General features: G+C 50.8%; 18 protein-coding genes, 1 pseudogene and 1 riboswitch. All 19 genes and pseudogenes read right to left on the bottom strand.

What is annotated here, in order from left to right; genetic code table 11:
• Nucleotides 1-13: 13 nt before the first annotated feature.
• The 19 genes and pseudogenes from AC0YNW_RS10855 to AC0YNW_RS10765 all read right to left on the bottom strand — a co-directional run bounded on the left by AC0YNW_RS10855 (nucleotide 14) and on the right by AC0YNW_RS10765 (nucleotide 25,728).
• Nucleotides 14-1,027 (bottom strand): 5-oxoprolinase subunit C family protein, encoded by a 1,014-nt coding sequence (locus AC0YNW_RS10855; RefSeq protein ID WP_475831956.1) that lies wholly within the window; start codon nucleotides 1,025-1,027, stop codon nucleotides 14-16.
• A complete protein-coding gene (gene pxpB / locus AC0YNW_RS10850) occupies nucleotides 1,024-1,806 on the bottom strand; it encodes a 5-oxoprolinase subunit PxpB (RefSeq protein WP_475831955.1) in 783 nt (260 codons plus the stop codon). Before pxpB ends, AC0YNW_RS10855 begins: the two co-directional genes overlap by 4 nt.
• 15 nt (nucleotides 1,807-1,821) lie before the next feature.
• Nucleotides 1,822-2,589 (bottom strand): LamB/YcsF family protein, encoded by a 768-nt coding sequence (locus tag AC0YNW_RS10845; protein WP_475832206.1) that lies wholly within the window; start codon nucleotides 2,587-2,589, stop codon nucleotides 1,822-1,824.
• 372 nt (nucleotides 2,590-2,961) lie between these two features.
• Nucleotides 2,962-4,308, bottom strand: coding sequence for an NCS2 family permease (locus AC0YNW_RS10840; RefSeq protein WP_475831954.1), 1,347 nt, complete (start codon nucleotides 4,306-4,308; stop codon nucleotides 2,962-2,964).
• Nucleotides 4,309-4,426: 118 nt separating this feature from the next.
• Nucleotides 4,427-4,527, bottom strand: a riboswitch (purine riboswitch).
• Nucleotides 4,528-4,636: 109 nt separating this feature from the next.
• Nucleotides 4,637-5,464 (bottom strand): PIG-L deacetylase family protein, encoded by an 828-nt coding sequence (locus tag AC0YNW_RS10835; RefSeq protein ID WP_475831953.1) that lies wholly within the window; start codon nucleotides 5,462-5,464, stop codon nucleotides 4,637-4,639.
• 41 nt (nucleotides 5,465-5,505) lie between these two features.
• Nucleotides 5,506-6,351 carry a carbohydrate ABC transporter permease gene (locus AC0YNW_RS10830; protein ID WP_475831952.1) on the bottom strand — a complete coding sequence of 282 codons (846 nt, stop codon included), beginning with the start codon at nucleotides 6,349-6,351 and terminating at the stop codon, nucleotides 5,506-5,508.
• Nucleotides 6,352-6,390: 39 nt separating this feature from the next.
• Nucleotides 6,391-7,260 carry a carbohydrate ABC transporter permease gene (locus AC0YNW_RS10825; RefSeq protein WP_475831951.1) on the bottom strand — a complete coding sequence of 290 codons (870 nt, stop codon included), beginning with the start codon at nucleotides 7,258-7,260 and terminating at the stop codon, nucleotides 6,391-6,393.
• Nucleotides 7,261-7,341: 81 nt separating this feature from the next.
• Entirely contained in the window at nucleotides 7,342-8,616 is a 1,275-nt protein-coding gene (locus AC0YNW_RS10820) for an ABC transporter substrate-binding protein (protein ID WP_475831950.1), read from the bottom strand.
• 153 nt (nucleotides 8,617-8,769) lie between these two features.
• Nucleotides 8,770-9,960, bottom strand: coding sequence for an ROK family transcriptional regulator (locus tag AC0YNW_RS10815; protein ID WP_475831949.1), 1,191 nt, complete (start codon nucleotides 9,958-9,960; stop codon nucleotides 8,770-8,772).
• 269 nt (nucleotides 9,961-10,229) lie between these two features.
• Entirely contained in the window at nucleotides 10,230-11,339 is a 1,110-nt protein-coding gene (locus AC0YNW_RS10810; RefSeq protein ID WP_475831948.1) for a DUF1648 domain-containing protein, read from the bottom strand.
• A gap of 2 nt (nucleotides 11,340-11,341) precedes the next feature.
• Nucleotides 11,342-11,740, bottom strand: a complete 399-nt coding sequence (locus tag AC0YNW_RS10805; protein ID WP_475831947.1) for a GntR family transcriptional regulator — start codon at nucleotides 11,738-11,740, stop codon at nucleotides 11,342-11,344.
• 150 nt (nucleotides 11,741-11,890) lie between these two features.
• Nucleotides 11,891-13,198 carry a 6-phospho-beta-glucosidase gene (locus tag AC0YNW_RS10800; RefSeq protein WP_475831946.1) on the bottom strand — a complete coding sequence of 436 codons (1,308 nt, stop codon included), beginning with the start codon at nucleotides 13,196-13,198 and terminating at the stop codon, nucleotides 11,891-11,893.
• A gap of 63 nt (nucleotides 13,199-13,261) precedes the next feature.
• Nucleotides 13,262-14,233: an N-acetylglucosamine kinase gene (locus AC0YNW_RS10795; RefSeq protein ID WP_475831945.1), complete on the bottom strand. Its 972-nt coding sequence runs from the start codon at nucleotides 14,231-14,233 to the stop codon at nucleotides 13,262-13,264.
• A gap of 121 nt (nucleotides 14,234-14,354) precedes the next feature.
• Complete coding sequence (locus AC0YNW_RS10790; RefSeq protein WP_387469598.1) at nucleotides 14,355-15,206, bottom strand: helix-turn-helix transcriptional regulator; 852 nt, start codon at nucleotides 15,204-15,206, stop codon at nucleotides 14,355-14,357.
• A gap of 233 nt (nucleotides 15,207-15,439) precedes the next feature.
• Entirely contained in the window at nucleotides 15,440-15,721 is a 282-nt protein-coding gene (locus AC0YNW_RS10785) for a hypothetical protein (RefSeq protein WP_475831944.1), read from the bottom strand.
• A 219-nt stretch (nucleotides 15,722-15,940) separates the two neighbouring features.
• A pseudogene (locus tag AC0YNW_RS10780) lies at nucleotides 15,941-16,045 on the bottom strand (GMP synthase (glutamine-hydrolyzing)); the annotation flags it as partial.
• 507 nt (nucleotides 16,046-16,552) lie between these two features.
• Complete coding sequence (locus tag AC0YNW_RS10775; protein ID WP_475831943.1) at nucleotides 16,553-23,218, bottom strand: polysaccharide lyase family 8 super-sandwich domain-containing protein; 6,666 nt, start codon at nucleotides 23,216-23,218, stop codon at nucleotides 16,553-16,555.
• Nucleotides 23,219-23,419: 201 nt separating this feature from the next.
• Nucleotides 23,420-24,856, bottom strand: coding sequence for a sulfatase family protein (locus tag AC0YNW_RS10770; RefSeq protein ID WP_475831942.1), 1,437 nt, complete (start codon nucleotides 24,854-24,856; stop codon nucleotides 23,420-23,422).
• 11 nt (nucleotides 24,857-24,867) lie between these two features.
• The gene (locus tag AC0YNW_RS10765) at nucleotides 24,868-25,728 is read right to left on the bottom strand and encodes a carbohydrate ABC transporter permease (protein WP_475831941.1); all 861 of its coding nucleotides are present in this window, start codon (nucleotides 25,726-25,728) and stop codon (nucleotides 24,868-24,870) included.
• Between the last annotated feature and the right edge of the window lie 33 nt (nucleotides 25,729-25,761).

Raw genomic sequence — 25,761 nt, 5'->3', positions numbered from 1 at the left:
AGGCACTCCGCCCTTATGTTTTGCGACGCAGCTTCAGGCCGATAATCGTCCGCAGCTGATCCATATCAAGCTCCGATTCCAGCTTGAGCCGCTCTGCTTCCAGCGGCGTAACCGGATAGAATCGAATCCCGTCCCCTGGCTTCAACTGGGCAAATACCGGAATATCAACGGAGGCGACTTGTCCAATACGCGGATATCCGCCTGTCGTCTGCCGATCCGCCAGCAGCACGATCGGATTCCCGTCCGGTGGCAGCTGAATCGTGCCATGGACGACAGGCTCGGATATAAGCTCCGTCATGCCCTCGACCAGCTTCAGACTGCGTTCGCTTTGTAGACGGTATCCCATCCGATCTGAGGATGAACCGATACGGAACAACGCATGGTACAGATTCCGCTGCCCTTCAGCCGACATCAGATGCTGATGCTCGCCCGGCATAATTCGGACGGCATGGACGTCTCTCGACGCAACGGCAAAACCGCCGCCATGCCATAACGGCCACATCAGCCCGCCCGAAGGCGACGCCTTTATCTTGTCGATGACTAAGGCTTGTCTATTCTGCAGCCTTGCCTCCAGCCGATCCCCCGCGCGCAGCGTTCTGCCACCCAATCCACCGATGCCCCCGCGCAAGTACGTGCTGCGGCTGCCCATGCTCACAGTCGCCTCCAGCCCGCCGGCAATCGCTACATACGTACGACAGCCGGACTGGTAATGGCGGAACGATAGAACCGTTCCCTCGGATACCCAGACTGGACGCCATAGCGGCACTTCATCCCCTACGTCTGTCTGGACTCCCATATCGCCGCCGCATATCGCGATCCACAGATCACGCTCCGCCCTCAGCTCCGTGCCGGTCAAGGTCAGCTCCAATACAGCCTCCGTATCCTCATTGCCGACCAGCCAGTTCGCGACGCGCGCCGCCGGCTCATCCATTGCGCCGCCAATGACAACGCCATACTGCTGATAGCCGTAACGTCCAAGGTCTTGAATCGTCGCAAGCAGCCCGGGTTTCAGTACTGTCAAGCTCATCTTCCGCCTGCCTCCTGTCCGTGATGAGAGCCACTCCTGTACAGGGCTTCCCATTCTATGAATTGACGCTCGCTGATCGCCTCGAATTTCACTTCATCGCCTGCCCTTAACAAGCTCGGAATGGGCTGATCCGGCAGGAAGAGTGGCAGCGGCGTTCTGCCGATTAGCTGCCAGCCGCCCGGCGTTGCCAGCGGATAAACGCCTGTCTGAGCCCCCGCAATGCCGACGCTTCCGGCTGGTATCGCCATTCTTGGCGTCTTCCGCCGAGGCGCGGCAATGCGCGATGACATGCCGCCCATATAAGGAAAACCCGGAGCAAAACCAATCATATACACGAGGTACAAGCCGCTCGTATGAATGGAAACGACCTCTTCCTCCGGCAATCCGCAATGATGGGCCACCTCTAGCAAGTCCGGTCCGTAATTCCCGCCATAGCAGACGGGAATCGTCACTACACGCTGCTGCTGCAGGCTGCTCTCCACTTTCTCCGGCAACTGAGACAAGAGCTCCTTCACTCGCGCGCATACCGTGTGGAATACCGATTCATGCCCCCGCTCCTGCGGAGACCGGCTGCGCCATATCGTAAGCGGATCATAATGAACGGCAATTGCTGCGAACGATGGCACGCATTCGATCATACCTTCGAAGCGCTTCGACTCCAGAAGCTGCATCACGGCCATTATCCAACGATGCATGCTCTCGTCGATCGCTTCTCCCGCACGGACCAGCACGCTTGAGTCTCCCAGCGGCACGAACTGAACATTACGCCATTCCTTCATAGAAGCTCCCCCTTATCACATCCGGCTGCCAGGCGCCCCAACCTCAATATTCGCCGCTGCCAGCGCCGACCTCAAAGCTATTACATGCTTATACGCATCCGGCGTGTCCCCGTGCACACATACGGTATCCGCTTGTATCGCAAGCGGCGTTCCTTGCCTGGACATGACCTCGCCGCTCAGAATCATATCGACTACTCGGACGGCCGCCGCCTCCGAATCATGAATGACGGCGCCGGGCAGGGAACGGCCCGTCAAGGAGCCGTCTGATTCGTAGGAACGATCTGCGAATACTTCCTGAACGACACGAACTCCAATTCTCTCGGCGGCGCGTATAAGCGCACTTCCTGCAAGCCCATACAGCAGCAAGCTTCCATCCACCTTGTATACCGCTTCGGCAATTGCCTCCGCCAACGACTCGTCTTGGGCCGCCATATTATACAACGCGCCATGAGGCTTGACATGCGCCAGACTAGCTCCCTCCGACCTTACAAATGCTTGCACGGCCCCGATCTGGTACACCGTCATTTCATAGGCTTCACGAGGCGAAATGTCCATCCGTCTTCTCCCAAAGCCCGCCAAATCAGGCAGCCCGGGATGCGCGCCAATGGACGTGCCGCAGTCTATGGCCAGCTTGACTGTGCTTCTGATCGTGCCCGGATCGCCTGCGTGGAAGCCGCAAGCTATATTGGCAGATGATATATGTCTCATGATCGCCTCGTCTTGTCCCAATGAATAGGCGCCAAAGCCCTCGCCCATATCGCAATTCAGATCTATACGGCGCATGCTCTCCCAACACTCCGTTCCATCGTTTTCCTTCATTATACCGCATGACCTCTCTATGCAGAACGAACTCTCTCCGCTGATGATTGAAGGTCACAAGTGTTCGATCCTGATCCTGCCTCCTAACGGAACGGAGAGACTCTATGCTTCGTTTTTTATTTGTTTATAAGTTCTAACGGAACTAGGATGCCTTATTTGTCCCATCCGACCCATATTTTGTTTCATTGAGAGCAAATAAGGGCTCTCTGTTCCTTTACGTTTAAAATGGGTAGAAAAACGGGCAAATAACGTCTCGTAGTTCCCTTACGAATTTCAAAAAATAAACAATAAAAAAAGAAGCAGCGCCGGCCCAGCGCTGCCTCTTCAAAAAACGGATTATTCGCCGCCCATAAAGGCATAGCGGGCAATAATGAGAATAGCTAGTATCCACATCAGGATGTGGATTTTGTATTTGCCTTTGCCAGCGATATTCGCAACAGCTGCCAGCAGTACGTACGATACGATACCGAAGGAAATACCGTTTGCGATGCTGTATGTGAAAGGCATCATGGCGAATGTCAGGAATGCCGGAATCGCATATACCATGTCAGAGAAATCAATATCCTTCACAGATTGCACCATTAATACGCCAACGATGATCAATGCCGCGGAAGTTGCTGCGCCTGGCACAAGAGCTACGAGCGGAGCAAGGAAGATCGCAAGCAGGAAGCAGATGCCTGTCGTAACCGCAGTCAGACCGGAACGGCCGCCTTGCGCGATGCCTGCGGAGCTCTCGACAAAAGCAGTTACTGTGCTTGTACCGAGAATCGCGCCGCCGCCAACGCCGATGGCATCGACCATCATCGCTTTGCCGACGCGCTTCTTGCCCTCTTCAGGATTTTTCATAATGCCTGCACGGTTGGCCGTACCAACAAGCGTACCGAATGTATCGAACAATTCAACGAATGTGAATGTCAAAATAACCGTAATGAGACCCACTTCAAAAACGCCTGCAAAATCAAAATGCCATACGTTCATTTCGGAGAAGTTAGGAATCCATGTTTTTCCTTCGAGCGCATCGCTAAAGTTCACATGACCCGTAAGCAGCGCAATTACTGTTGTACCCAAAATACCGAACAGAATCGCGCCAGGAACGCGGAGTACCATCAGAATAGCGATCAGCGCTACAGCAATCAGCGTGAAAATAACGGTCTCATCTTGGAAGCTGCCCAGGCCGATCAATGTCGAACCATCTTCAAACGTCGTGATGTGCATAAGACCGCTGCCTTTAAGGCCGATCACGGCGATGAACAAGCCGATACCAACAGTAATGGCATGCTTCAAGCTGTCTGGAACAGCCGTAACCAGCATCTGGCGAACTTGCGTAACCGTAAGAATAATGAAAATAATACCGGAAATAAAGACGGCTGTAAGTCCCATAGCCGGCGTAATCTCTTTGCCTGTTGCAGCAGATGAGATGACGACAGCAGCAAAGTATGCATTAAGACCCATGCCTGGCGCTAGTGCGACAGGGAAGTTGACGAATATGCCCATTGCGATGGTGAAAATACCCGCTGCAAGCGCAGTAGCCAGGAAAACAGCATCCCAGCTAAGACCTGTCGGCGTCAGAATTGCCGGATTGACAGCCAGTATGTAGGCCATCGTCATGAAAGTCGTCAGCCCCGCCATAATTTCAGTTCTGACATTTGTTCCCAGTTCCTTCAATCGAAAGAAACGTTCCATTTTGATAAATACCCTCCCAAAATTGTGTTGGAACAAACAAAGAAGCCTAGTTAAAAATGCTGGAGTGCATTTTGACTAGGCTCTGCAAAAAGGGGAAGCGCCATGCAGGGCCGCTGCGATGGGCTTCCACTCTCTTCGTAGCCTGATCATTTACGGTGATCGAGTAGAGACTCTCAAGCCGATTCTTGAGATTATACGAAAAGTTCTATGCATTTGTTATTATTCGTCTCTCATCATAAAAGGGAACAACACTTTTGTCAATAACTTTCACGAACAATTACTCGTTTTTTCTCCAAATCATTCGTGTTCATCCAATATATTTCCGTTATTAATCATTTAGCATCGGAAATAGCAGCTTCAACTCGTCATCGGCAGGCCGTCTGCCATAATCGGCAATTTCGAACGGCTCCGCGTAGACGGTGGACCCGGATTTATTATCGCCGTACAGCCGGTCCAGTGTCGGCAGCATTTCCGAAGATACGTTGATAAAGCTGCTCCAATAATGCAGAATGTATTCGCGCCGCTCCTCCCAAGTGCTTGGAACCTCGCTCAGCAAATTGCGCTGCCAAGGCGCAAATTCATAGAATTGCGAGGCGTGGGCGTCACAGCTCAGCAGCTTTTTCTCGATCGTCCCTCCGATATCGACGACGATATCAGGCGAATAGCTCGCCCGTCTGCCGTAATCCGGCATCAGCAGGAAAAGCGGCGATTGTTCGAGGCTTTTGGCATCCGGCACCGCATTCGGCACCTTCGCAATGAAGTCCGCAGCGTCGCGTACGATTTTCCCCGCGTTCCGGTTGTCGACGTGGCCTGGTCCGTCCGGATGGAAGGTAATGACGATATCCGCCTCCCATTTCCGAATTTGCCGGATAACTTCCTCCCTTACCTCATAGCTATTGGACAATCTGCCGTCCGATATGTTCAAAATGCTATATTCAAGAACGCCTAGCCGCTTCGCCGCCTCATGTGCTTCTTCGGTTCTTCTGTCGACAAGCTCCTGGCCGCTAAGCGAATAGTGTCCGCAATCTCCGTTCGTCAAGGATACGAATTTCACCCGATGGCCCAGCTCTGCAAACAAAGCGGAAGTGCCTCCCGCATAAATTTCCGCTTCGTCCGGATGCGCAGCAATTACAATCATATTTAATGTTTTAGTCATTTCTCTTTTCTCCTCCCAGATGTCAACCCAATCTCCGGCTTCTATCCTTTTACTGCGCCGGCCGTAAGTCCTTTAATAACGGTTTCTTGCGAAAAAACGTACAGCACTAGCAGCGGTACGATGGAAATCGTAATCGCCGCCATCATCGCCCCGTAATCGGTGCCATAGGCGTTGGATACAAGAGACAGCAGCACCGAGATCGGCTGCATGTCCCGGATCGGCAAATAGACGAGCGGCAAGAGCAGCTCATTGTACGACCACAGGAACACCATAATCGAAACGGTAGCAAATATTGGCATGCAAAGCGGAATCGTGATCCGATAAAAGATTGTCCAGATCGACGCGCCGTCCATGACGGCCGCTTCCTCCAGCTCGCCCGGCAGGGAAGCCATAAAGGCTGTCATCATAATAATCGCAAAGCTGAGATTGCCCGCCACCTGCGGCAATATAACCGACAGATACGTCCCGTTAAGGCCAATCTTTTCGATAATAATGAAGTTTGGAATAATAACGGCGAACTGCGGCAGCAGCATGCATATGACAAAAAGAAACGTAAAGTATTTTTTGCCCCTGAACGAAAAGCGGGCCAAAATAAATGAGGCCAAGCCTCCAAACAGCGCGACGCCGAACACGACAGAACCAGATATGATCATACTGTTCATAAAGCCTTTTACGATATTGATATTGCCGTATTCGTTCAGCTTCAAGTAGTTCGAGAAAGCAAAGCTTTCGGGCCATGCAAACGATTGGGTCAAAATTTCTTCCGACGATTTGAAGCTGTTCAGCAATACCCATAGCAAGGGTACAATCGTCGTGCTTGCCCACAATATAAGCAGCGTGTATATGACGATTTGGGGCAAGCCTGGCCTTACCATTTTATTAACCATCCACCTATCACCTTCTTTAACGGGCTGCTCGGCATGTTTTTAATAGCTGACAGCCTCTTTTTTCACCAGTCTGTTGAGCAGCACCGTAATGACGATGCCAAGCACCATCATTGCAATGACAATCGTACTTGCGTAGCCCGCGTTTTGGCCGTTGAAGGCCTTGGCGTACATATAGGTGCTGAGCAGCTCGCTGGAATTGAGCGGTCCGCCCTTGGTCACAATGTACACGACGTCGAACACTTTGAGCGCCCCCGCAGTAGCAAGCGTCAGACACGAGGCGATCACGTCGCGAAGCAACGGAATCGTAATGTATACCGATTTGCGCCAGCCCGTAATGCCGTCAAGCACAGCCGACTCGTAGATGTCTTCCGGAATTTTGGACATGCCTGTCAGAAAAATAACGAAATAAAAACCGACATATTGCCACAAAATCGGAACGAGCACCAAATAGATCGCGCTGTTCTCCGTCAGCCACACTTGCTCGGACCAGCCGAGAGCCTTCACGATCGCGTTCAACAAGCCGTAGTCGTAGTTGTAAATCAGCGAAAACATGAGGCCGATAGCGGTTCCCGAGATCACGATCGGAAAGAAAAACACCGTTCGGAAAAACTTAAAGCCGCGTTTGATGCTATCCGTCAACAGCGCCAGCAACAGACCGCCGCCCGCTTGCAGAAATACGGCGCCTAATACGAGGATCAGCGTATTTTTCAAAGCAATGCCGACAATGGGGTCATTGGCCAACTGTTTGTAATTATCAAACCCGATAAAGGTTTTGGTGTTCGAAAAGTTATACCATTCGGTAAAGCTGTAGTAGACCGATTGGATGAGCGGGTAAAGCAAAAACGCAAACAGCAACAGCATCGTTGGCGCCAGGAAAAGCACAATGTATCTCTTGTCCCTGAAGATCACGACTGAACGCCTCCTCTTTCCTTGAGCATAGGAGAGCGCCGGAACCTGTCGTCCCGTTGTCCGGCGCTAATGGATTATGAATTATTGGATTTTATCGTTAAGCTTTTTGGCTTCGGCCAGCACTTCCTCAGCCGTCTTTCTCCCGGCGCTTACGTAGCCGATGCCATTCAGAAATTGGGTATACGATTCGCGGGAAACATTAGAGTCAATCGGCATGACAAAGTCTTTGGCCGCGCTAACCATCGCGTTGCCGTCAACAAGCAGCTGCGCCGTATTCTCAGACGCATTCGTTTGTACCGCATAGGTGCCGCCAATCGCAGCAAATTCACCCGCAATATCCGGCGACGTCATAAATTTGATAAATTTCAGAGCCATATCGTATTTCGCCTGGTCCTTGCTGTTTTTCATATACCAGCCGGACCCGAAGCCCGATACGATCACGCCATCACCCTTGCCGCCCGGCACGAGCGGGAACGGGGAAATTTGGATATCCGGATCTTGAGAAAGGCCAGCCGCAGTCCACGAGCCGTTGAACATCATAGCCGCTTTACCGCTTGCGAACAGCGACTGCGCCTTATCATCATCCAGCGTCAGGGCATCCTTAGGGAACGCATTTTTCTCATGAAGCTCCTTGAAGATGTTAACCGCCGGCGCCCAGGACGGATCGTACGCTTGTTGCTGCCCTTCCGGACCTACTTGCGACAGAATTAGCGCCTCTTGCAGGTAAGGGGTTGTCAGAGAAGTCGCAAATGGAATAATATCGGTCGACGCAAACGTATCCACAGCCTTAATGAATGCTTCGTAGGTCGACGGCGCCTCCAGATTGTGCTGGTCAAACAGCGCTTTGTTCCAGAACAATCCTTCGTAGAAGCCAATGTACGGAAGCGCATACAACTTGCCGTCGTATTTCACTTTATCTACAATGCCGGCGTTGAACTGCTTCGCCCACTCCGGATCCTTCGCAAACTCATCTTCCCACGAAACGATATTGTCCGATTCGGCAAGAATAGCCGTTTCACTGCCGTTGAAGTAAAACAGCACATCTGCCAGGTTGCCGGTCGCTGCATCCGCTTTCACCTTCGTGCGCAGTGCCTCCTGATTGACCGGCGTCGACTCGTCAACGATTTTTACGCCCGGGTTCTCGTCCTGGAATTGCTTAATCGCTTTCGTCCATACCTGAACCCAAGGATCTGAACCTGCAAAGGATGTCGCCACGCGGAGCGATATCTCTTTGTTGCCGCTCTTCTCAGGCTCCTTTTCCGCCTTGTCGCTTCCGCCGCATGCCGCAAGCAGCGTCGACAACAGCGCCATTACTACCAACAGTCCAACCGTTTTGTTAACCGCCTTTTTCATCATTACTCAACTCTCCTTCTGACTAAGTTCTTTTATTGAAACTTGCCTGCCGGCTGTGCGGCAATCAAGCAGCAATCAAAAATAAAGCGCTTTAAGTTACTTAAGTTTATTAATTAATTAGGCGAAAAGAAACGCTATAAAGCGCTTGCTTTCCTCCTACTCCTTCAGCAGGTCGCGGAATATAGTCTCCAAGCCAATCGACAGGCCTCCGAGAAGCACCGCTTTCGTTTTGAGCCCCGTATTCACAATATTGGCAGTCGTTCCCGGACGCAGACGCTGCACTTCCGCTTGTACGGTGCCGGTATATTCGGAACCCAGCGTTACAAAGCCGCCGCCCAATATGACGGTCTCCAAATCAAGCAAATACAGCATATTCGCCACAAACACCGCTATCGCCCGCGCCGCTTGGCGAACATGCTTGACGCACAGTTCGTCCCCCGCCTGCGTAGCTTGAATAATAGCGTTGAAATCAGCCTTGCCGTTAATGCTGCACGTTACGCCGGCATCGATATCGGCTTGCACGGCGTCAACCAGCGCCTTTACGGAGGTCCATTGCTGCAGCCGCATCTTCTCCCCCTCCGCTTCGGGAGCGCTTCCGGAAGCATTCATGACATAACCTTCGATCTCGCCCGCAGCGTGGCTGCTGCCCGAATGGAGCTTGCCGTTCAATACGATGCCCAGACCGACGCCGACATCCGCGCTGACAAACACCGCGTTGTCCTTGCCTTGCGCGGCGCCGAAGCTGATTTCTCCAATGACCGCCGCGTTGATATCCTTTTGAAGCTGAACCTTGGCGCCGAATTTCTCCTCAAGCGGTGTTCTGAAATCGACGTTCCCGAGTGCCTGCAAATACGATCCGCACTGGACCATGCCGGCTTCGTTATTGACCCGGCCCGGCACAGAGATCGAGATGACAAGCAACCGGCTGGCGTCAAGTTCGTTTTTGTTCAGCAGCTCTTCGATCTTTTCCTGCAGAAGCCCAAACAATTGCTCTGTCTCAAACTGCTCCAGATCGAACTTGACCTCGGAGATGACTTCCGGCTTCAAATCAGATAACGCAACGGTAATGCAAGGATTGCTCAAATCAATGGAGATGATATAGCCATATCTCATATTCAGACGAAGACGGCTTGCCTTCCGGCCGACTCCCGTGGAATCATCCTCGGTTTCCCTCACTATTCCGAGCTCCACCAACTGATCCACGTTTGTACATACGCTCGGAACGCTCAGCTTCAACAGCTTGGACAGCTCGCTTCTCGTGGCGTTGTCATGTCTGCGGATCGTATCGATTATTAAGTTTTGATTGGTGATTCGGACATGCTTTTGCTTTGCGGATACCTTAGACATTTATAGCCTCATTTCATATTGCATATTAATTAATTAACTTAATTAAACAATGTGAATGGTCCATCTGTCAATACCATTTTTCTGTACTCCTGAACGGCTACGCGAAATGACGTAAGCGAGATTAATGGTTTATTGTACCATATTCCCGAACGAAACGTTTTCATCACATTTTAGATACGTTGTCTGCGCATATCGAGGCGCCAATTGCCGCATCCTGTCCGCCGCAACTCTTATGAGTTGCCGCTTGCAGGATGCGGCTCATCTATTCGTTACTCCACTATGAACGGCAGCAATACCGCCAGCGCTATAATGACGATGATAAACAGCCAACCCAGCTTATTGCCAAAGTTGAGCGTCCAGCCAATGCCAAACCTTTTTTCGACGAAGATAGCCGGGTCCTTGGGATTAAAATAAATCTGCCCCATCTTCCAATACTGGTCCAAATCCTGTGTTGGCACCGTCTGGCTTTGATTATCCGAAGCATGCTTCAGCCTGCTGCCGCCCTGGCCAGTGACGAAGGAGAGAATAATGGACGAGATCGTGATGACGCCGACAATGCTGAATGTCGCAATCATCGTTCCGTTAATGCCCCATTCCTGCAGTTGTCCGATCGGGAACAGCGCAAGCAGAGCCATCACCGCAAAGCCCGTAAAGATGAGATAACCCGACCAAATTCTGCGGAATTTGATATTGCGGGCTAGTGAGCCTTCCGGATCGCTTCCTTCTACAATCTGCTTGCTAAGCCCGATCGCATAGTTGCAAAACAGAAATACGATAAGCAGGAAGGCTTGCACAATGCCAGGCCACATGACAGCCATATAGCTTTTCTCCACGCTTCGCGTCACTTCGCCATCCATGCTGTACTGCATCGCAATTTGTGACGGGAACTGATCATAATACAATACACCGATCAGGACAGTAGCCAGAATAAGCAGGACATGCGGAATGAACCAAAAGTTAGATAACGTAAGCTTCGCGTTTCTGAACTTGGTGCTGACGACGACGCGCTGCACACTCTCGGTGTTCCAACCTTTGACCGATTTCAGGCGTTTCACGGCATAATGGTTTTTCAAATACATCATGAAAGATAGGATCAAATAGCCGAACACGTGGGCCATCAGCAGAATGCTCCAGCTCTTGTCGTCCGTTGTTCCCCGGGAGAAGAAGAGCAGAGAAGCCGTCAAAAGGACGCCAGCGCCTCCGTTCACCCATATAAACTGATTACGCAACCCCTTAATATCCGCGTCCTGCTGCGCCGCCTCTGGCACCGTCACGCCGAAGCTCTCGATGCGCCGTGTCAAAAATGGAATTATCGTCGAAATAAACACAATAGGCACCATCAAAGTTAGTACCAGTATCATCATCCAAGTATCATTCATCCTTATCCGCCTCCCAGTTCATTGGATCTCATATCCTCGTATACAGCCGAGCATACTGCATCGAGCTCTTCCTTCGACATCCCTCTGCAGATCGCCTCTGCGAGCAGCGGCCGAAGCTGCTTCGCCAGCCGTTCCTTGAACGCTGCGTCTGCTGGCGGGAAAGCATCCGGCTCGATGACGACGCCTTGCTTCCGATTGATCTGTACGTAGCCGTCTTGCTTCAGCAAATGATAGGCTTTGTTCACGGTATGCAGGTTAATGCCAAGATCTGCAGCCAGCGATCGCACCGAGGGCAGCGCTTCACCGGGCAGCAGCTGTCCTCTTGCTATGCCTTCAATAATGCCGTTTACCAGCTGAGTATAGATTGGCGTCTCCGATTGGAGATCGATATCGAGCAACAATGTCTCATCACCTCAATCGTTTGTCTGTTATATATCAAGTATAACAACTATAACGAGTATACGCAATACTCATTTTCCACAATAAACTCGTGAATAACACAAAGAGGCATAACCCCGCGGGGTTATGCCTCTTTGGTGGAAGGCCTGATCTTATTTGAAGAAGTTAGGCAAGTATTCTTTATTAGCTTCAAGCATCTCTTCCAGCAGCGTTTTCGCTACGGATACGCTTGGTACAAGCGGATGGTGAACCAGTGCTTGCAGCGCAATGCCTTTGTCGCCGGAAATAGCCGCTTCTATGGTCAGGGACTCATACGTTTTCACAGCATGCAGCAGTCCTGTTACATGCGCAGGCACGTTTTGCAGCGGAATCGGGATAGGTCCTTGCGCCGTTACAACACAGTTAACCTCAATGCTTGCATCCTCAGGCAGGAAGTCGATAATGTTGCCGTTGCGAACGTTCAGCGTCTGGATGTCGCGTCTGTCCGTGTAGAGGGAATACATCAGGTTAACCGCTGCTTCGGAGTAGTAAGCGCCGCCGCGTTGCTCCAGCTGCTTCGGCTTTTCTTTCAGATTAACGTCCTTGTACAGCTCGAACAGCTCGGCTTCGACACGGCTTACCACATCAGCACGTGTACCGTTTTTCTCCAGCGATGCTTTCATGTCCTCCAGCATTTTGTCGGTCATGTAGAAGTAACGCAGGTAGTACGTCGGAATCGCGCCAAGCGAGCTCAGGAAGTCTGCATCCCAGTCAAACGCTGTAACGTTGGAAGCGGTGTACTCGCGGCCTTTGCCGATCAGCTCAGGCAGCTTGTCTTCGCCATTCACATAGGCAGCCGTTACCCAGTGCAAGTGGTTGATGCCTACGAATTCCGGCAATACGTCGCGCTCGGTAACACCGTATTCCTTCGCCAGGAACTTGTAGAAGTTGATTGGCGAGTTGCACAGACCGACTGTTTTGACTTTGCTGTATTTCTGAACGGCTTCGGTTACGATACCCGCAGGGTTCGTGAAGTTAAACAGCCATGCGTCCGGAGCCAGCTCTTCGATGTCCTTACAGATATCGAGAATAACCGGAACGGTACGAAGCGCTTTGAACATTCCGCCCGGGCCAGTCGTTTCTTGGCCGATTACGCCATGCGAGATTGGGATATGCTCATCGCGTTTTCTTGCTTCCAGCAAGCCGACACGCATTTGTGTTGTTACGAAGTCTGCGCCAGCAATCGCTTCGCGGCGATCCAGCGTCAGATGTACTTCCATCGGCAGGCCAGCTTGCTTAACCATACGTTTTGCCAGCTCGCCTACGATTTCCAGCTTATGCTTGCCTGCTTCAATATCGACGAGCCACAGCTCGCGGATTGGCATCTCATCGTAACGCTTGATAAAGCCCTCTACGATTTCCGGTGTGTAAGAAGAACCGCCGCCGATAACGGCGATTTTCAACGCTTTTTTGTTAGACATAGCAGGTATTGCCTCCCTTAAGTGTTATGGTTTGTGTTCATGACTTCTATGGGTACACTTGAATTAAAAAGTAATGCTTCTTAATGCTGCATCTGTTGCGGCGTCAATCTCAATTCCGCTGTTGTCCATTGCGCTCATGACTGCCCCGATAACAGGGTCAACAGCCAGCCTTACTACACTTGCATTCGGAGCCGTCTTGGCTAGCGCTTCCTTGATCGCGTCAACCATATGCGGCGAGCTGCCGCGCGACATAACGCTGCCTATCAGCACAACATCGAACGTATCCTCCTGCATGCCGAGACGTTTGATTAACGCATTGACCGCATTGGCGTGCTCGAAACCAGCTTCGCGCAATATGCGAATCGCCACCGCGTCGCCTTGGCCTGCCGCTTCAAACATCAGCTTCCCCAGATCCTTCGGCGGGCGCTTGCCATTGTCAAGCGCATCGTCATACATCTCCTGCACCGAAGCGTAGCCGAGCTTCTCTGGCACCAGCTTCGTCAGGATGGAATATTCTTCGCGTCCTTCCCAGCTTCTAATCGCCGTGCGGAATGCATGTACAGCCAGATCGGAGCCCGAGCCATGTCCGTCGCCGAACAAGTATCCAAAGCCGCCGTATTGCAGTTCCTCACCCTTCGTGTTGCGCGCTGCGGAGTTGAAGCCTGTCCCGCTAATAATAACCGCACCGTACGAGCGGCGTGTGCCGGCTCTCATGCCGATCATCGTATCACAAGCAATTGCATGTCTATCATACCCGAGTGAAGCAATCATCGGTCTTAAAATCGCGTAATCCGGTTCACGGTCCGCACCGGCAAGGCCGAAATACGCGTACGTTACTTGCTCCTTCGTAATACCGGCTTCATTCAATGCTGCATTGCAGGCAGATTCGATATTGGTGCGAGCCTGTTCGAACGCTGTCTGGTGGTTGCCGTTGCCGCTCAGGCCCTGGCCCAGCACCTTCCCCTTCTCGTCTACCAGCAAGGCATGCGTCTTGGTGCCTCCTGCGTCTATACCAAGAAAAATGATATGTTCCACGCTCCTTAGCTATTCCATAACTTGGACTTCGTAACTTTCTTGTCTTGATGTATCCATCATAAAACAAAAAACACCGTCTCTCTAATAAGAAAGAACGATGTTCTAATACTATTTTACTGTTTTATGACCGAAGCTCGGACGGAAGCTTGCCGATATGCTGCTTGAACAGCCGGTTGAAATTCGACAAATTGCGGAATCCGCATTCCGATGCAATATCAATAATCTTCCCGTCGGTAGTCTCGATCAGCTCTACCGCTTTCGATAACCTCAGCTGGATCAAATAGTCCATAGGCGATGTACCGACGACTTGAGTAAATAACGAGCTGAACCTTGAGCTGCTCAAGTGCGCACGATCGGACAGCTCCTTCAGCGTCCACGGATGCTCCATCCGCTCCTCCATTTCATGCAGTACGTTCCGAATGGTCTCCGTGCCCCTGGCATGAAGCGAGCCATTGCCTGAATCCTTGGAGAAATACCGGTTCACATACGCAAGAAATCGAACCAGCTGAGCCCGAACGACCGCTTCGTAATGCGGCTCCTTGCGCAAATATTCCTCTCTCATCTCTGCCAGCAGCGACCACAGCTTTAAGAGCTGGGGATGATCCCTGTCGAGCACATTATCGAACCGGAAGCCCATCTCACGGAATGGAACCAGCAGCTCAGTATCGTACCTCTGCTCCAATGCCAGGTAAGAAGGATCGAACATGACGATGCCCATCACCAGCGATTCCGTCTCCACTGCCCGGTGCAGATCATTGGAATTGATGAGAACAATATCTCCCTCCCGGAAGTCATATCGGGCGCCATTGATCAGATAATATCCGCTCCCCCTATAGATGAAATTAATCTCTAGCGGAGTATGCCAATGCAGCCGCTGGAACGGCGGGCTAACGCCTTCGGTCTGCGATACAAGTATCGGAAAGCCTTGCGGCAAATCTATATGATCCCGGACTACGGGTGGTGACAGCTTCATGGATGGGTCCTCCTGTTAGTATGCCTGCAATTATTGTACATTATAGCAGAGGTGGCATAATACGATCTATCGGTCAGAAGAATTGTAACTGTTAGAAAATTTCATCGAACATCTTCACCATCTTTTTGAAAGTTGCCTTGGTCGAAATCCATCATTTCCAGTCCTACGAACGAAAAAAACTTCTTTCCTTGCTAATCAAAGCAAGAAAAGAAGCTTTCGTATTTTAAGACAGATCAATAAAATATGTACTGATTTAAAAATCCGATACTTTTTAATTTATATAAGTCCGTCACTTTGGTTTCACAAGTCCTGACGACCACATATGAGTCGCAGCTGCTTGTCGTTTTTATTAACTTATCTCCTAATAAATCTACCCCAAGGTTAACCCAAATATTATTTTCAGTCTCTTTTTTTATTTTATTCTTAAGAGCCTCATTATAATCTTCCGTTGAGGGAACCGTAATAACCAGAATAACAAAAACAATGATTAACGCTGCCGGCAACCATTTTTTCATGTCTAGATCCTCCAATATCTGCAGTCAACTTTTAATAAGCCCTATACCGATCAAAGACCATTAATAATTCGGAGTTTGTTACCGCATGGACTTTAGACCCATCTAGTTCAATGCTCCTACTCTACCATATTTTATATAATCCGGCTATTATAGAGATTGAATTGTTATCTTCTTAAAAATACTCCCTTCTATCTGCGGCATAACACAGATAAAAGAGAGTCATTTTTTACACGAATGCCACCATATCCACGCGATCGTTGCCGTCGGCTTGGAGGTTATGTCGTAGACAATACAGTTGACATTGTCGACTTTGCTGACTGTTCTCTATTTGCAATAACTCCCGTGAAATCAGTTTTAATAATCTGATCTTATTATTAACTCACTTCTTAGGCCTATTTTTGATAAGCACAATAATTCCTCCTATACAAATTCCAACAATAGCCCAACCTGCAATAAATAATATCGAATTCATAATACACACTCCTTAGCTGTTACTCTTTTAGTGATTTTATTTTAGCTAACACAAATAGTAATGATATGCTATTTATTCGTTCATTAGCGAATTGTGAGAAGAGCTCACCCGCAAGTCTTCTTTTATATCCGATCAATAATTATAGTTTAACACTCTTTAATCCTTCATTATAGTGATCAGTTTGTAACTATTGATCGTATTATTTCTCCAGAACCCTCTTAGAGACGTTTCACATAACGGTTCTCGAGGTAGCGCGGCACTTATAAGTGCGATTGATACTCATACAAAGTAGGGCTATCCCGCAAGATCAATTTAATGACCTTATGGGATAGCCCCTTGTTTCCATACGAATGAATGCGTTAGAGGAAACGAATGGCTGCGAGCATTCGTCCCAGAACGATTGCGGCTTGTGCCCTCGTCATGCTAACTTTGGGAGCAAACCGCTCGCCGTCCATTCCTCTCAAGATACCGATACGCGTTAATCCGGCTGTTTGACTCCTCGCCCATGATGCGATAAAGTCACCGTCCGAGAAGCCGTCTAGCAAAAGTGTATCTTCGTCAGTCGCGCTCACAGTGAAACCGGCGTAGGACATCGCCCTGGCGAGCAGCACACTCATCTCTTCTCGGCTCACTGTGGCATCCGGTCGGAAGCTCCCGTCCGCATAACCCTCTGCCAGACCCGCAGCAACTGCAGCGCCTAACCAGCCCTCGTACCAGGCGCCTGCCGACACATCTGCGAATGACGTTGCTCCCACGTTTTCCTTGAGTCCCAGCGATCGAACAAGCAACGTCATAAATTCGGCTCGGGTTATGGCGACCTCCGGCTGAAAGAACGACTCCGACTTGCCTTGTATGAGCAGCCGCGAAGCAAGCCTGTCGATATCGGATTTCGCCCAATGCCCTTTAATATCTTCAAAGGTTTTTTCCTGTTCCCCCACAATCGCGAACAGGCCGGTATAGACGCTGCTGATCATCGCTCTCTTCACGCCGTCTTTCTCCTCGAATCGGGCCGGAACAAACCGGATATCGCCCGACTGCGAATCGTACATGACGGCCATTGCCTTCGACAAATCCACCGAATCATTTAGTTCGAGCGTTATGGCGGCATAGGTATTGCCGAACTCGCTTAGCTCAAAATTTTTGTTTCCTGCCCGGATCATGAGCTGAAAGTCTGCCACTTCCGTTAACGTCCTCAATCCTGCCGAACCGATCCGGTTGGCGAAATCGATAGCTTCGCGGCTGTCTTCACGGTTCATGCTCACGCTGAAGGATATATCCGCCAGCTCGAAGTTCAGCCCCTCGGCCAACTGAGCGAATTTAATCCGCAAAGCGCTGATCGGCACCTCGAACGAAACGCCTTCCGCCTTCACCGTCCAGATCGACGTATCGGCTTGAAGCAGCTCCAGCAGCTGTTCGGCGGTTATCGTTCCGCCATCAGCACCCGCTTCCCCTCCGCTCTCCTCCGGCGGCAATGAAGGAGAAGGCGTTGGTGTTGGCGTTAATGTCGGTGTTGCCGTTGACGTCGGTGTTATCGTTGGCCTCGGTGTTGCCGTTGGTGTTGACGTTGGTGTTGACGTCGGTGTTGGTGTTGACGTTGGTGTTGACGTTGACGTCGGTGTCGGTGTTACCGTTGGTGTCGCTGTTGACGTCGGCGTCGGCGTCGGTGTTGACGTCGGCGTCGGTGTTGACGTCGATGTCGGTGTTGGTGTCGGCGTCGGTGTTGACGTCGGTGTTGGCGTCGACGTCGGTGTTGACGTCGGTGTCGGTGTTACCGTTGGTGTCGGTGTTGGCGTTGACGTCGGTGTTGACGTCGGTGTCGGTGTTACCGTTGGTGTCGGTGTTGGCGTCGGTGTCGGTGTTGACGTCGGTGTCGGTGTTACCGTTGGTGTCGGCGTTGGTGTTGACGTCGGTGTTGGCGTTGGAGACGGCTCTTGTCCGCCTTCGCCACCGCCATTATCCCAAGCGGGCACATCTCCCGCCAGATGATATACCTTCACATTATCGACGAACAGCTTCGCGTCCGCCGCGCCATAACCGGAACCGAATAGAATCGTATCTATACTGCCCACTTCCGTAAAGAACGGCACTCCCGCTTCCGCCAACACGCCGTCGAAATAAATATCGTACGAATGATTCGGAATATCGATGTCGAGCTTGACGACATGCCACTTTTTCAGCTTCGTCGGAGCATTGGCAATAATCGTATTAGCCGACGCATTCGTCCCGAAGTAACGCAAATAATTGTTGGAGCTTGACGTCAAGCGCACAGCTCTCGTGCTGCCGGACAGCAGCTGGAACTCCGGGTATTTGCCTCCGGCTAGCTCTTTGTATGACCATTCCGCTATAAGACGGCCCGATTGGGGCTCGAAGGTGCGTGATATAGTGGCTCTGAATGTAGAATCGTTGTCGTCGAGAAGCACGCTGCGATTCCGTTCTTTTTGGTCATACCAAACGTATACAGGCGCACTTTGCTCACGCTGAGTGATGACCCAGTCGCCAGGAAGCGCACCAGCTTCATACGACTCGAAACCATCGACAACGAGTGGCGCTGCCCCCGTGACGTATACCGTTATATCGTCCACATAAGCGACCGCATTCTCATTGTGCCATCCCGACTGAAATTGAATGCCGTCCACCACGTCGACATCGTTGATAAAAAGGTATATGCCTGGAACCCGCTCACCATTGACGTAGAGCATCCATTCCTGCCGTTCGGCATGAAGACGAATATGGATCGTATACCAGTGAGCCGGCTCCGTTACAAAGAGCAGTTGCTCTCCCCCACTGGAGTCTACACGATACAAACCATCCGGCTTTGCCACTAACTCCGCCGCGATCTGATCCTCTCCGATCATGCGGAAACGCAGTCCGCTGTTCCCTCTCGGATCGGCGTATGCCCAGGAGAGATCGAGAATTCCCGCCTGCTCTTCAAACCGTCCGGTCACCGTAACCGCTCCGTCCGGATTCCGGTCCATCAATTGCAGAACATGATCGGTGTCACTGTCACTGTCAATTGCGGATACGATGCCAAGCGTAAGAGGATCCTCTTCGATACTTAACCCTGCTGGCCGATTACCCGGCTGCTCTTGATCGAAAAACGAATGCACATGCGCGATCGGCTGTTCCGCTCCTGTCGATTCCTTAACATTCTCGATAGCTGGAACGTCCTCTTCCGCATCCGGCCTCTCTTTCGCAGGATCGAGATCGAACGACGCATGGAACGAACGGCTGAAGGAGCCTTCTACGCTCACGAGCAGCTTGATCGTCGGATGAAGCTGCGTCACGATCACTTCCTCGTCCGCGGACAATACGGAAGCAGCCGAACGGTCAATTTCGAGCTCAATGACACCCGAATTGACGAAGCTCGAATCGGACAGGGCTAAGTCGAGCGTAGCGTCCTCATTTTCTTTCAGCATAACCGATGCTTGCCTGCTCGAGGTCACGCCGGCCGCCGTTGTTGTCCGGTTCTGCCAAAAGTTAATGCCGATCTGATTGCGGGATAGATCCCTCACCGCATGAGCCGCATCGGAATTTTCGATAATGCTTATTGTTGGTGACTCGGCGAATGACGCCGTTTCCGCCGCTGTCCGGTTCGGAAGCAGGACGTAGCTGTATGTCTCATTCGTCGGATTCGTCCCGTGATCGAACCAGAACGATACGTAATTGCGGGTTCGAATATCGGTAGACGTACTATCGTTCCGGTTAATATCGTACCAGGAACCGCTGTTCGCCGTTCGGGAGGCGTGAAGCGTCGCCGAGTCCGGGAAATAGTAACCGATGTCGGAGCCAGGCATATTCCCCTCCAGATTCGCCCAGTCTACGCCGGTTAATGTATTAGTCCAGCCTAGATTGGCAGGCGCAGCAACTCCGTCGACGATAAGCGCGTTCGTGCCGTCATCGCCGATCTTGCGCTGCTCCACAATCGTTTCGATCACCCTTCCGTCGCTGCTGGTTATGCCCGATCCCAGCGCCACGATTACATCATCGAACATAAACCATGATTTGTTCGCTCTTAGTGTCGTGCCCACTTGCTGCAAGTTCATCCCCGACACGCCGTCGGTTCCGAGCGTCGCGCCTCCCGCCCATGTGTTGTCCGGCGTTGTCTCTCCATCTCCATACTGATAATGATTATTTGTTCTCGGCCGGGTATCCACGGTAGTCCCCGGAAGACGATAACGATTGACGGTCGGCCAATAATCGTCCGAGTATTGTTTGGCATCGCCGTTGTACAAATACGTCATGCCATCTCCGGTATACCAGCCTTCACCGTTCTCTCCATTCGTCAACTCGTAGGTCGCGATACGGTTAGAGCTTTTGCTGATTCCAAAGGCGAAACCGTCCGCAACGTGAACCGTCCGGTTCATCGCCCCGAACTCCTTATGAAAAGGCGAATCGCCTTGCGGAACGATCGACGCGTCTTCCATAATAGTCTCGAGCGGAGACATCAAGTCGAGCTTTAAGGCGGAGTAGACGTCCAAGTCCGGATCGGTGGACTGCACCCAATGCTTGATCAAGCCTCGGATGCGAAGCGCCTCGTTCTCTGGAGCGGACATCGCGAGTCGGAGCATCCCGGATATCATGCCGACCGTCGCAACGTGACCGCTGAGCGCTTCCCTTGCGATCGCCCTGCCGCGCACCATATCCATCATCTCGCCACGATATACGACCGGTGCGACCGAATCAATTAACCAGCTATACACATTCGCCACACCCGCATTCGTCACTTCCCACGGGGACTCGTCCAGCAAATAAAGCAGCTGCCCTAATCCCCGAATCAACACTTCTCCGTAGCTTCCGGTATACGGAATCGTATTGTGCTGAATGAACGAACCGTCTTCATAGAATCCATCGCCCTCCGCCACGTAGTCAAACAACGGACTGATCTGGACCAACACGTCATTCAGGCGGTCTGAATCCTTGGTGAGTATGCCCATCAGCGTCTCGATCGTCATAATATCGGATCGGTTGGCGCCAATCTGCACGAATTCCGGGCCCATAATATCCCCGATGAACTTATCTGCCGTCCGAACATACCGATCAATCTGCTCTGCGGACAAGTCGTCGTACAATATCACCATGATATCCATAACGCGAAGGGGAACGCCAATGTCGAAATTCCACCAGTTGCCGTATTCCTCGATATGTTCGTTGTATTCGTGTTCATATATCCAATCCAGCGCAGAGATGATGTCCTGCTTCATTGTAATATTGTGGTATAGGCTGCCTCCTTTCATGGAATACGCATAGGCCATATCTCTCAACCGTGTCATGTATGTGTTGATAAAAGAGGAATCCGTCACCGACGGCGGCACATCCCTCCAAAGCGATGTCCGTCCTTCGCCTCTTAGCATCGTCTCCCACCTCGTACGGGCCAAGTCGTTGATCGAGGCGATCTGCGCCACGATTACAGGTTCATCAACATCCAGATCATGCCCGCCGTCGAGCACCGCCTTCCACTTGAGCCTCAGTTCATCGAACGCGTCAACAGGCTCAGCAGCCTCTGTCACTTCAACCTCGATCTCTGCCGTGACCGTCCCGGCTAGGCCGGTTATAGAAGCCGTTATGATCGCGGAGCCCGGGGCAAGTCCAGTTATGTTCCCGTTCGAATCGACGCTGGCTGATTCCTCATTGTCGGAAGTCCACTGAAAGAGCGGGTTCGTCGCATCTTCCGGCAAGTAACGGGGAGTGACGGTTATCGTATCTCCGACGTCGACGCGGGCCGAAGGGGGGAGCGTAATGGACTCAATCGGCGTATTCCTTTCGACGACGGTGACAACGCTTTGCGCCGACGGCCCGTCCGCGCTTGTCGCCGTAATAACAGCCGTGCCTGTACTGACAGCGGTTACAATACCGGTCATATCGACATCAGCGACCGCCTTGTTGTCGCTGGACCATATCATCTCCTGATTCGTTGCCTGGGCCGGAATAATCGTTGCAGCCAGCGCTGCCGTCCTTTCGGTTTCCAATTGCAACGAAGCTGGCACGACCGCAACGGATTCCACGGCCGTATATTCGCTGACGGTCACAACGCTTGCGGCCGCAATCGCACCATTTTCTTTGCTTCTTGCGGTTATCACTGCTGTGCCTGCGGCGACGGCGCTGACCACACCCTGTTCATCAACCGTCGCGATCTCAGGATGATCCGACTCCCAAGTTGTATAGCGGTTCGTGCTATCCGCAGGCGAGTATGTCACCTTAAGCTCCGCCCTATCGCCCGGCACCATATTTAGTGCGCTCCGATCCACGGACAGAGCTTCAACCGGAATCCAGTCGTACACCTTGATATCGTCCATCGTCATAACGCCTTCCGTATCCGCCGAACCAAGCTGGGTGAAACGGAAGGAACGGAAGTTGTCCCAGACGGAGGATGCTGCAACCGCTGCTCGAAGCTCACCGTTCACATAAGCCTTTAACTCCCGTGAAGCCATGTCCGCATACAACTGAATATGGTACCATACGCCGCCTTCATACAGCCCCAGTTGTTCCGTAGCGTTGGCACCGCTTGCGGACGGATAAAGCAAAAGAATCTTTCCGGTCTTGTCCATCGTGACGCGGATTTCACCGACGGTTGTTGTGTTCGGAGATTGGGTCAGCGTTGCCGTGAACAACCTTCTCTCGAGCGCCGTATTATCGAACTTAAATCTGCCTTCCATCACGATAACCGAATTTGCGCCTCCGCTTCCCGGAATCGTCAAGTTGTTTTTCTGTATATTCGGATTGTTAACGCTTTGATTCGGAGGTATGTTCGAGACGATGCTCATGCTCCTGCCTTCGACACCAGACACAGTTTCGCCAATGCCATATACGGAGCCCGCTACCGTACCGAAGAAGCTCCAGCTCCCGCCTCCGTCCGAAGTGCTCGTCGGATTCATCAGCGATGGCTCTGCCGGATAATCGTCAAAATTCAGATGAAGATATTTGTTCGATGCGGCTTCGATCGTGCCGACCCAACCTCCTCCCGCAGGAGCAAGCAGCGAACAAATCAATGTAATGACCACCAATAATGCCGTTTTTCTACGAAACATACATCATCCTCCTCTTATGCATTCATAATCTTGCCGGTGGAACGATTCAGCTCGCGGAACAGGTCAACAATTTGATTCGACATCTTTGAATCGACGGAGTCAGTCGGCTCGCCAGCATTCCCCTTTCTTATTTCAGCTAGACTATGAAACAGATATAGCCCGTATATGTACAATGGAGTAGACATAATCGGGCTATCTATTTTAAGCTTGGGGATCAAACTCATCATTTGTCATTTTTAAATAGGCTATCAGGTACTGCTCCAGCTTCTCAGATATAGGATGCTGCTTGGCATGGTCCAATTGAAGTGGGGAGCATTGCAAGGGATCCGATCTCAAATCATACAGTAATCTTTGTACTGGGGAATCAGGCGTATATCCCTTATCTACAACATAGGTAAAGCTTCTGGATCGTACCCCTCGCCATCCATAGTGCAAGTGATTTAATCCATGCTGTTGAAATCGTTCTATGGCAGCCATTCGACCTGGGAACGCACTTATATAGGCTACCTCGGCCCACTCATCATCAGATTTTCCTTGCTGCTCATCAAGAATATGGGATATCATGGATTGTCCTTGTACAGAGCTTGGTATGTCCAATCCAATTAAATCCAATAGAGTTGGCATAATGTCGACCGTATTCAACACACATCGCGTACGCGCTGGCATTATTTGCTGTGGGTAGCGAATCATAAACGGTACACCAATTGATTCCTCATGCCAGGAATGCTTGGCAACTAAGCCATGCGCCCCCATTAGCTCACCATGATCAGCAGTAAGCACGACTATCGTATTGTCTGTCAAATGTAATTGCTCCAGCTTATCCAGCACTCTCCCGAATTGCTCATCGATTCCTGTAATGGCTGCATAATAATCTGCAATCATCTGCTTCCAGACACTAGCTCCACCAGGTACTTCTTCACCGGTATGCACTAGAAACGGGTCCCGGATCACAACATTTGGCAATGGTTCAATAGACTGGCTCTCATACAGCTTCTTATACGAATCTGGAACAAGATCAAATGGAGAATGTGGCGGATTCCAAGATATGAATAAGGCGAACGGCTCGTTGCTCTCCTGTACGCTGTCCAAATATTGCAGGGCCATATCCGTCTCATGTTTGACTGACCATTCATCAATCTGTATCATTTCCTCAGAATCCTGCCAATAGTGTGGAGTTAAATGCTCATCATACGTTCCATAAGAATACCAGTAGTCGAATTGATGACGCTTTGCTCCCGGTGGCGTATAAGCATCCCAATCCCTCGCCCCAGACCTCGGAAGCAGCTCGAAGTTTTGCTCCGGGCAATCCAGATGCCATTTGCCAATATAAGCCGTAGCATAATCCGCTTGCTTCAGAGCATCACTTATGGTTACTTCTGATTGCTCCAGCCCTATTGTTAACCCAAGCTTGCAGTTCGTGTATACACCTGTACTTAATGCGTATTTCCCTGTCATTAAGGAAGCGCGATGCGGCGAACAAATTGGCGTGCATGTAATGGACTGTTCAAAGCATAATGATTGCTCAGCGAACTGGTCAATACGGGGCGTAAGGACAGGCTCTTTTCCCATAAACCCTACTGCATCCCTTCGCCACTGATCTGCAAATATATAGACGACATTAGGAAGACTCTTCTTCATAGGATCACCTCTTACCCTTTTACTCCTGAACTCACTACTCCCTTAACAAAGTAATCCTGAGCCAACATATATACTAGGACCGTAGGTACAATAGAAGAGACTGCTGCAGCCATGAGCAACGAATATTCTGTATTGTATTGACCAATAAAATGCTGCATCCCCAGCTGCAAAGTGAATAATTCATCCTTCGTCAAATAGATTAACGGTCCCAAGAAGTCATTCCACGTATGCATAAAGGAGAAAATAACTAGCGTTGCAATGGCTGGCTTCATTAAAGGAAGAACGATTCTGGCATATATGCCAATCTCGGAAAGCCCATCAATCTTGGCTGCTTCCAGTAATTCATCTGGAATGGAAGAGAAGAACTGCCGGAATAGAAATACACCAAATGGATTAACTATACCTAGCAATACTAGGGCCGCATGCGTATCGATTAGTCCGAGATTCTTCATTAATATAAATTGTGGAATCATGATGACCTGATAAGGAATCATCATCGTGCATAGGTATAAGAAGAATAGGCCATCTCGTTCGGGAAACTTTATTTTTGAAAAGGCATATCCCGCCAAAGAACAAGTAACTAATAAAATAGCAATCGTGATCACAACGAGCTTAATCGTATTCCAGTAGTACAAGTGAAAAGGAATTTCCGTCCAGACTTTATAATAATTTTCCCAGTACACGGTTTCTGGAATCCATTTGATTGGGAATGTAAATATTTCATTATCCGCCTTAAGCGATGATGACATCATCCACAGAAACGGAAACACCATCGTGATCGACGTAATAATTAACGCAACATATAGAAAGCCCTTCTTGAACAGGTTAGATCTTCGTACAGATGGTTGTGTGCCTGCTGCAGCTTGACTCATTACTCTCAATCTCCCTCCACCATCGTGGTACTC

This window comes from Paenibacillus sp. J31R120 (genome assembly GCF_056269225.1).
Note: the sequence above shows the minus strand (reverse complement) of the source record. Positions and strands in the feature narration are given on the sequence as shown.

What these genes read in the sequence shown, in the direction of transcription:
- AC0YNW_RS10790 (WP_387469598.1), bottom strand. Translation starts at nt 15,206, where the DNA reads ATGAAGCTGTCACCACCCGTAGTCCGGGATCATATAGATTTGCCGCAA.
- AC0YNW_RS10775 (WP_475831943.1), bottom strand. Translation starts at nt 23,218, where the DNA reads ATGTTTCGTAGAAAAACGGCATTATTGGTGGTCATTACATTGATTTGT.
- AC0YNW_RS10840 (WP_475831954.1), bottom strand. Translation starts at nt 4,308, where the DNA reads ATGGAACGTTTCTTTCGATTGAAGGAACTGGGAACAAATGTCAGAACT.
- AC0YNW_RS10785 (WP_475831944.1), bottom strand. Translation starts at nt 15,721, where the DNA reads ATGAAAAAATGGTTGCCGGCAGCGTTAATCATTGTTTTTGTTATTCTG.
- AC0YNW_RS10845 (WP_475832206.1), bottom strand. Translation starts at nt 2,589, where the DNA reads ATGCGCCGTATAGATCTGAATTGCGATATGGGCGAGGGCTTTGGCGCC.
- AC0YNW_RS10830 (WP_475831952.1), bottom strand. Translation starts at nt 6,351, where the DNA reads ATGGTTAATAAAATGGTAAGGCCAGGCTTGCCCCAAATCGTCATATAC.
- AC0YNW_RS10855 (WP_475831956.1), bottom strand. Translation starts at nt 1,027, where the DNA reads ATGAGCTTGACAGTACTGAAACCCGGGCTGCTTGCGACGATTCAAGAC.
- AC0YNW_RS10820 (WP_475831950.1), bottom strand. Translation starts at nt 8,616, where the DNA reads ATGATGAAAAAGGCGGTTAACAAAACGGTTGGACTGTTGGTAGTAATG.
- AC0YNW_RS10770 (WP_475831942.1), bottom strand. Translation starts at nt 24,856, where the DNA reads ATGAAGAAGAGTCTTCCTAATGTCGTCTATATATTTGCAGATCAGTGG.
- AC0YNW_RS10810 (WP_475831948.1), bottom strand. Translation starts at nt 11,339, where the DNA reads ATGAATGATACTTGGATGATGATACTGGTACTAACTTTGATGGTGCCT.
- AC0YNW_RS10800 (WP_475831946.1), bottom strand. Translation starts at nt 13,198, where the DNA reads ATGTCTAACAAAAAAGCGTTGAAAATCGCCGTTATCGGCGGCGGTTCT.
- AC0YNW_RS10835 (WP_475831953.1), bottom strand. Translation starts at nt 5,464, where the DNA reads ATGACTAAAACATTAAATATGATTGTAATTGCTGCGCATCCGGACGAA.
- pxpB (WP_475831955.1), bottom strand. Translation starts at nt 1,806, where the DNA reads ATGAAGGAATGGCGTAATGTTCAGTTCGTGCCGCTGGGAGACTCAAGC.
- AC0YNW_RS10765 (WP_475831941.1), bottom strand. Translation starts at nt 25,728, where the DNA reads ATGAGTCAAGCTGCAGCAGGCACACAACCATCTGTACGAAGATCTAAC.
- AC0YNW_RS10815 (WP_475831949.1), bottom strand. Translation starts at nt 9,960, where the DNA reads ATGTCTAAGGTATCCGCAAAGCAAAAGCATGTCCGAATCACCAATCAA.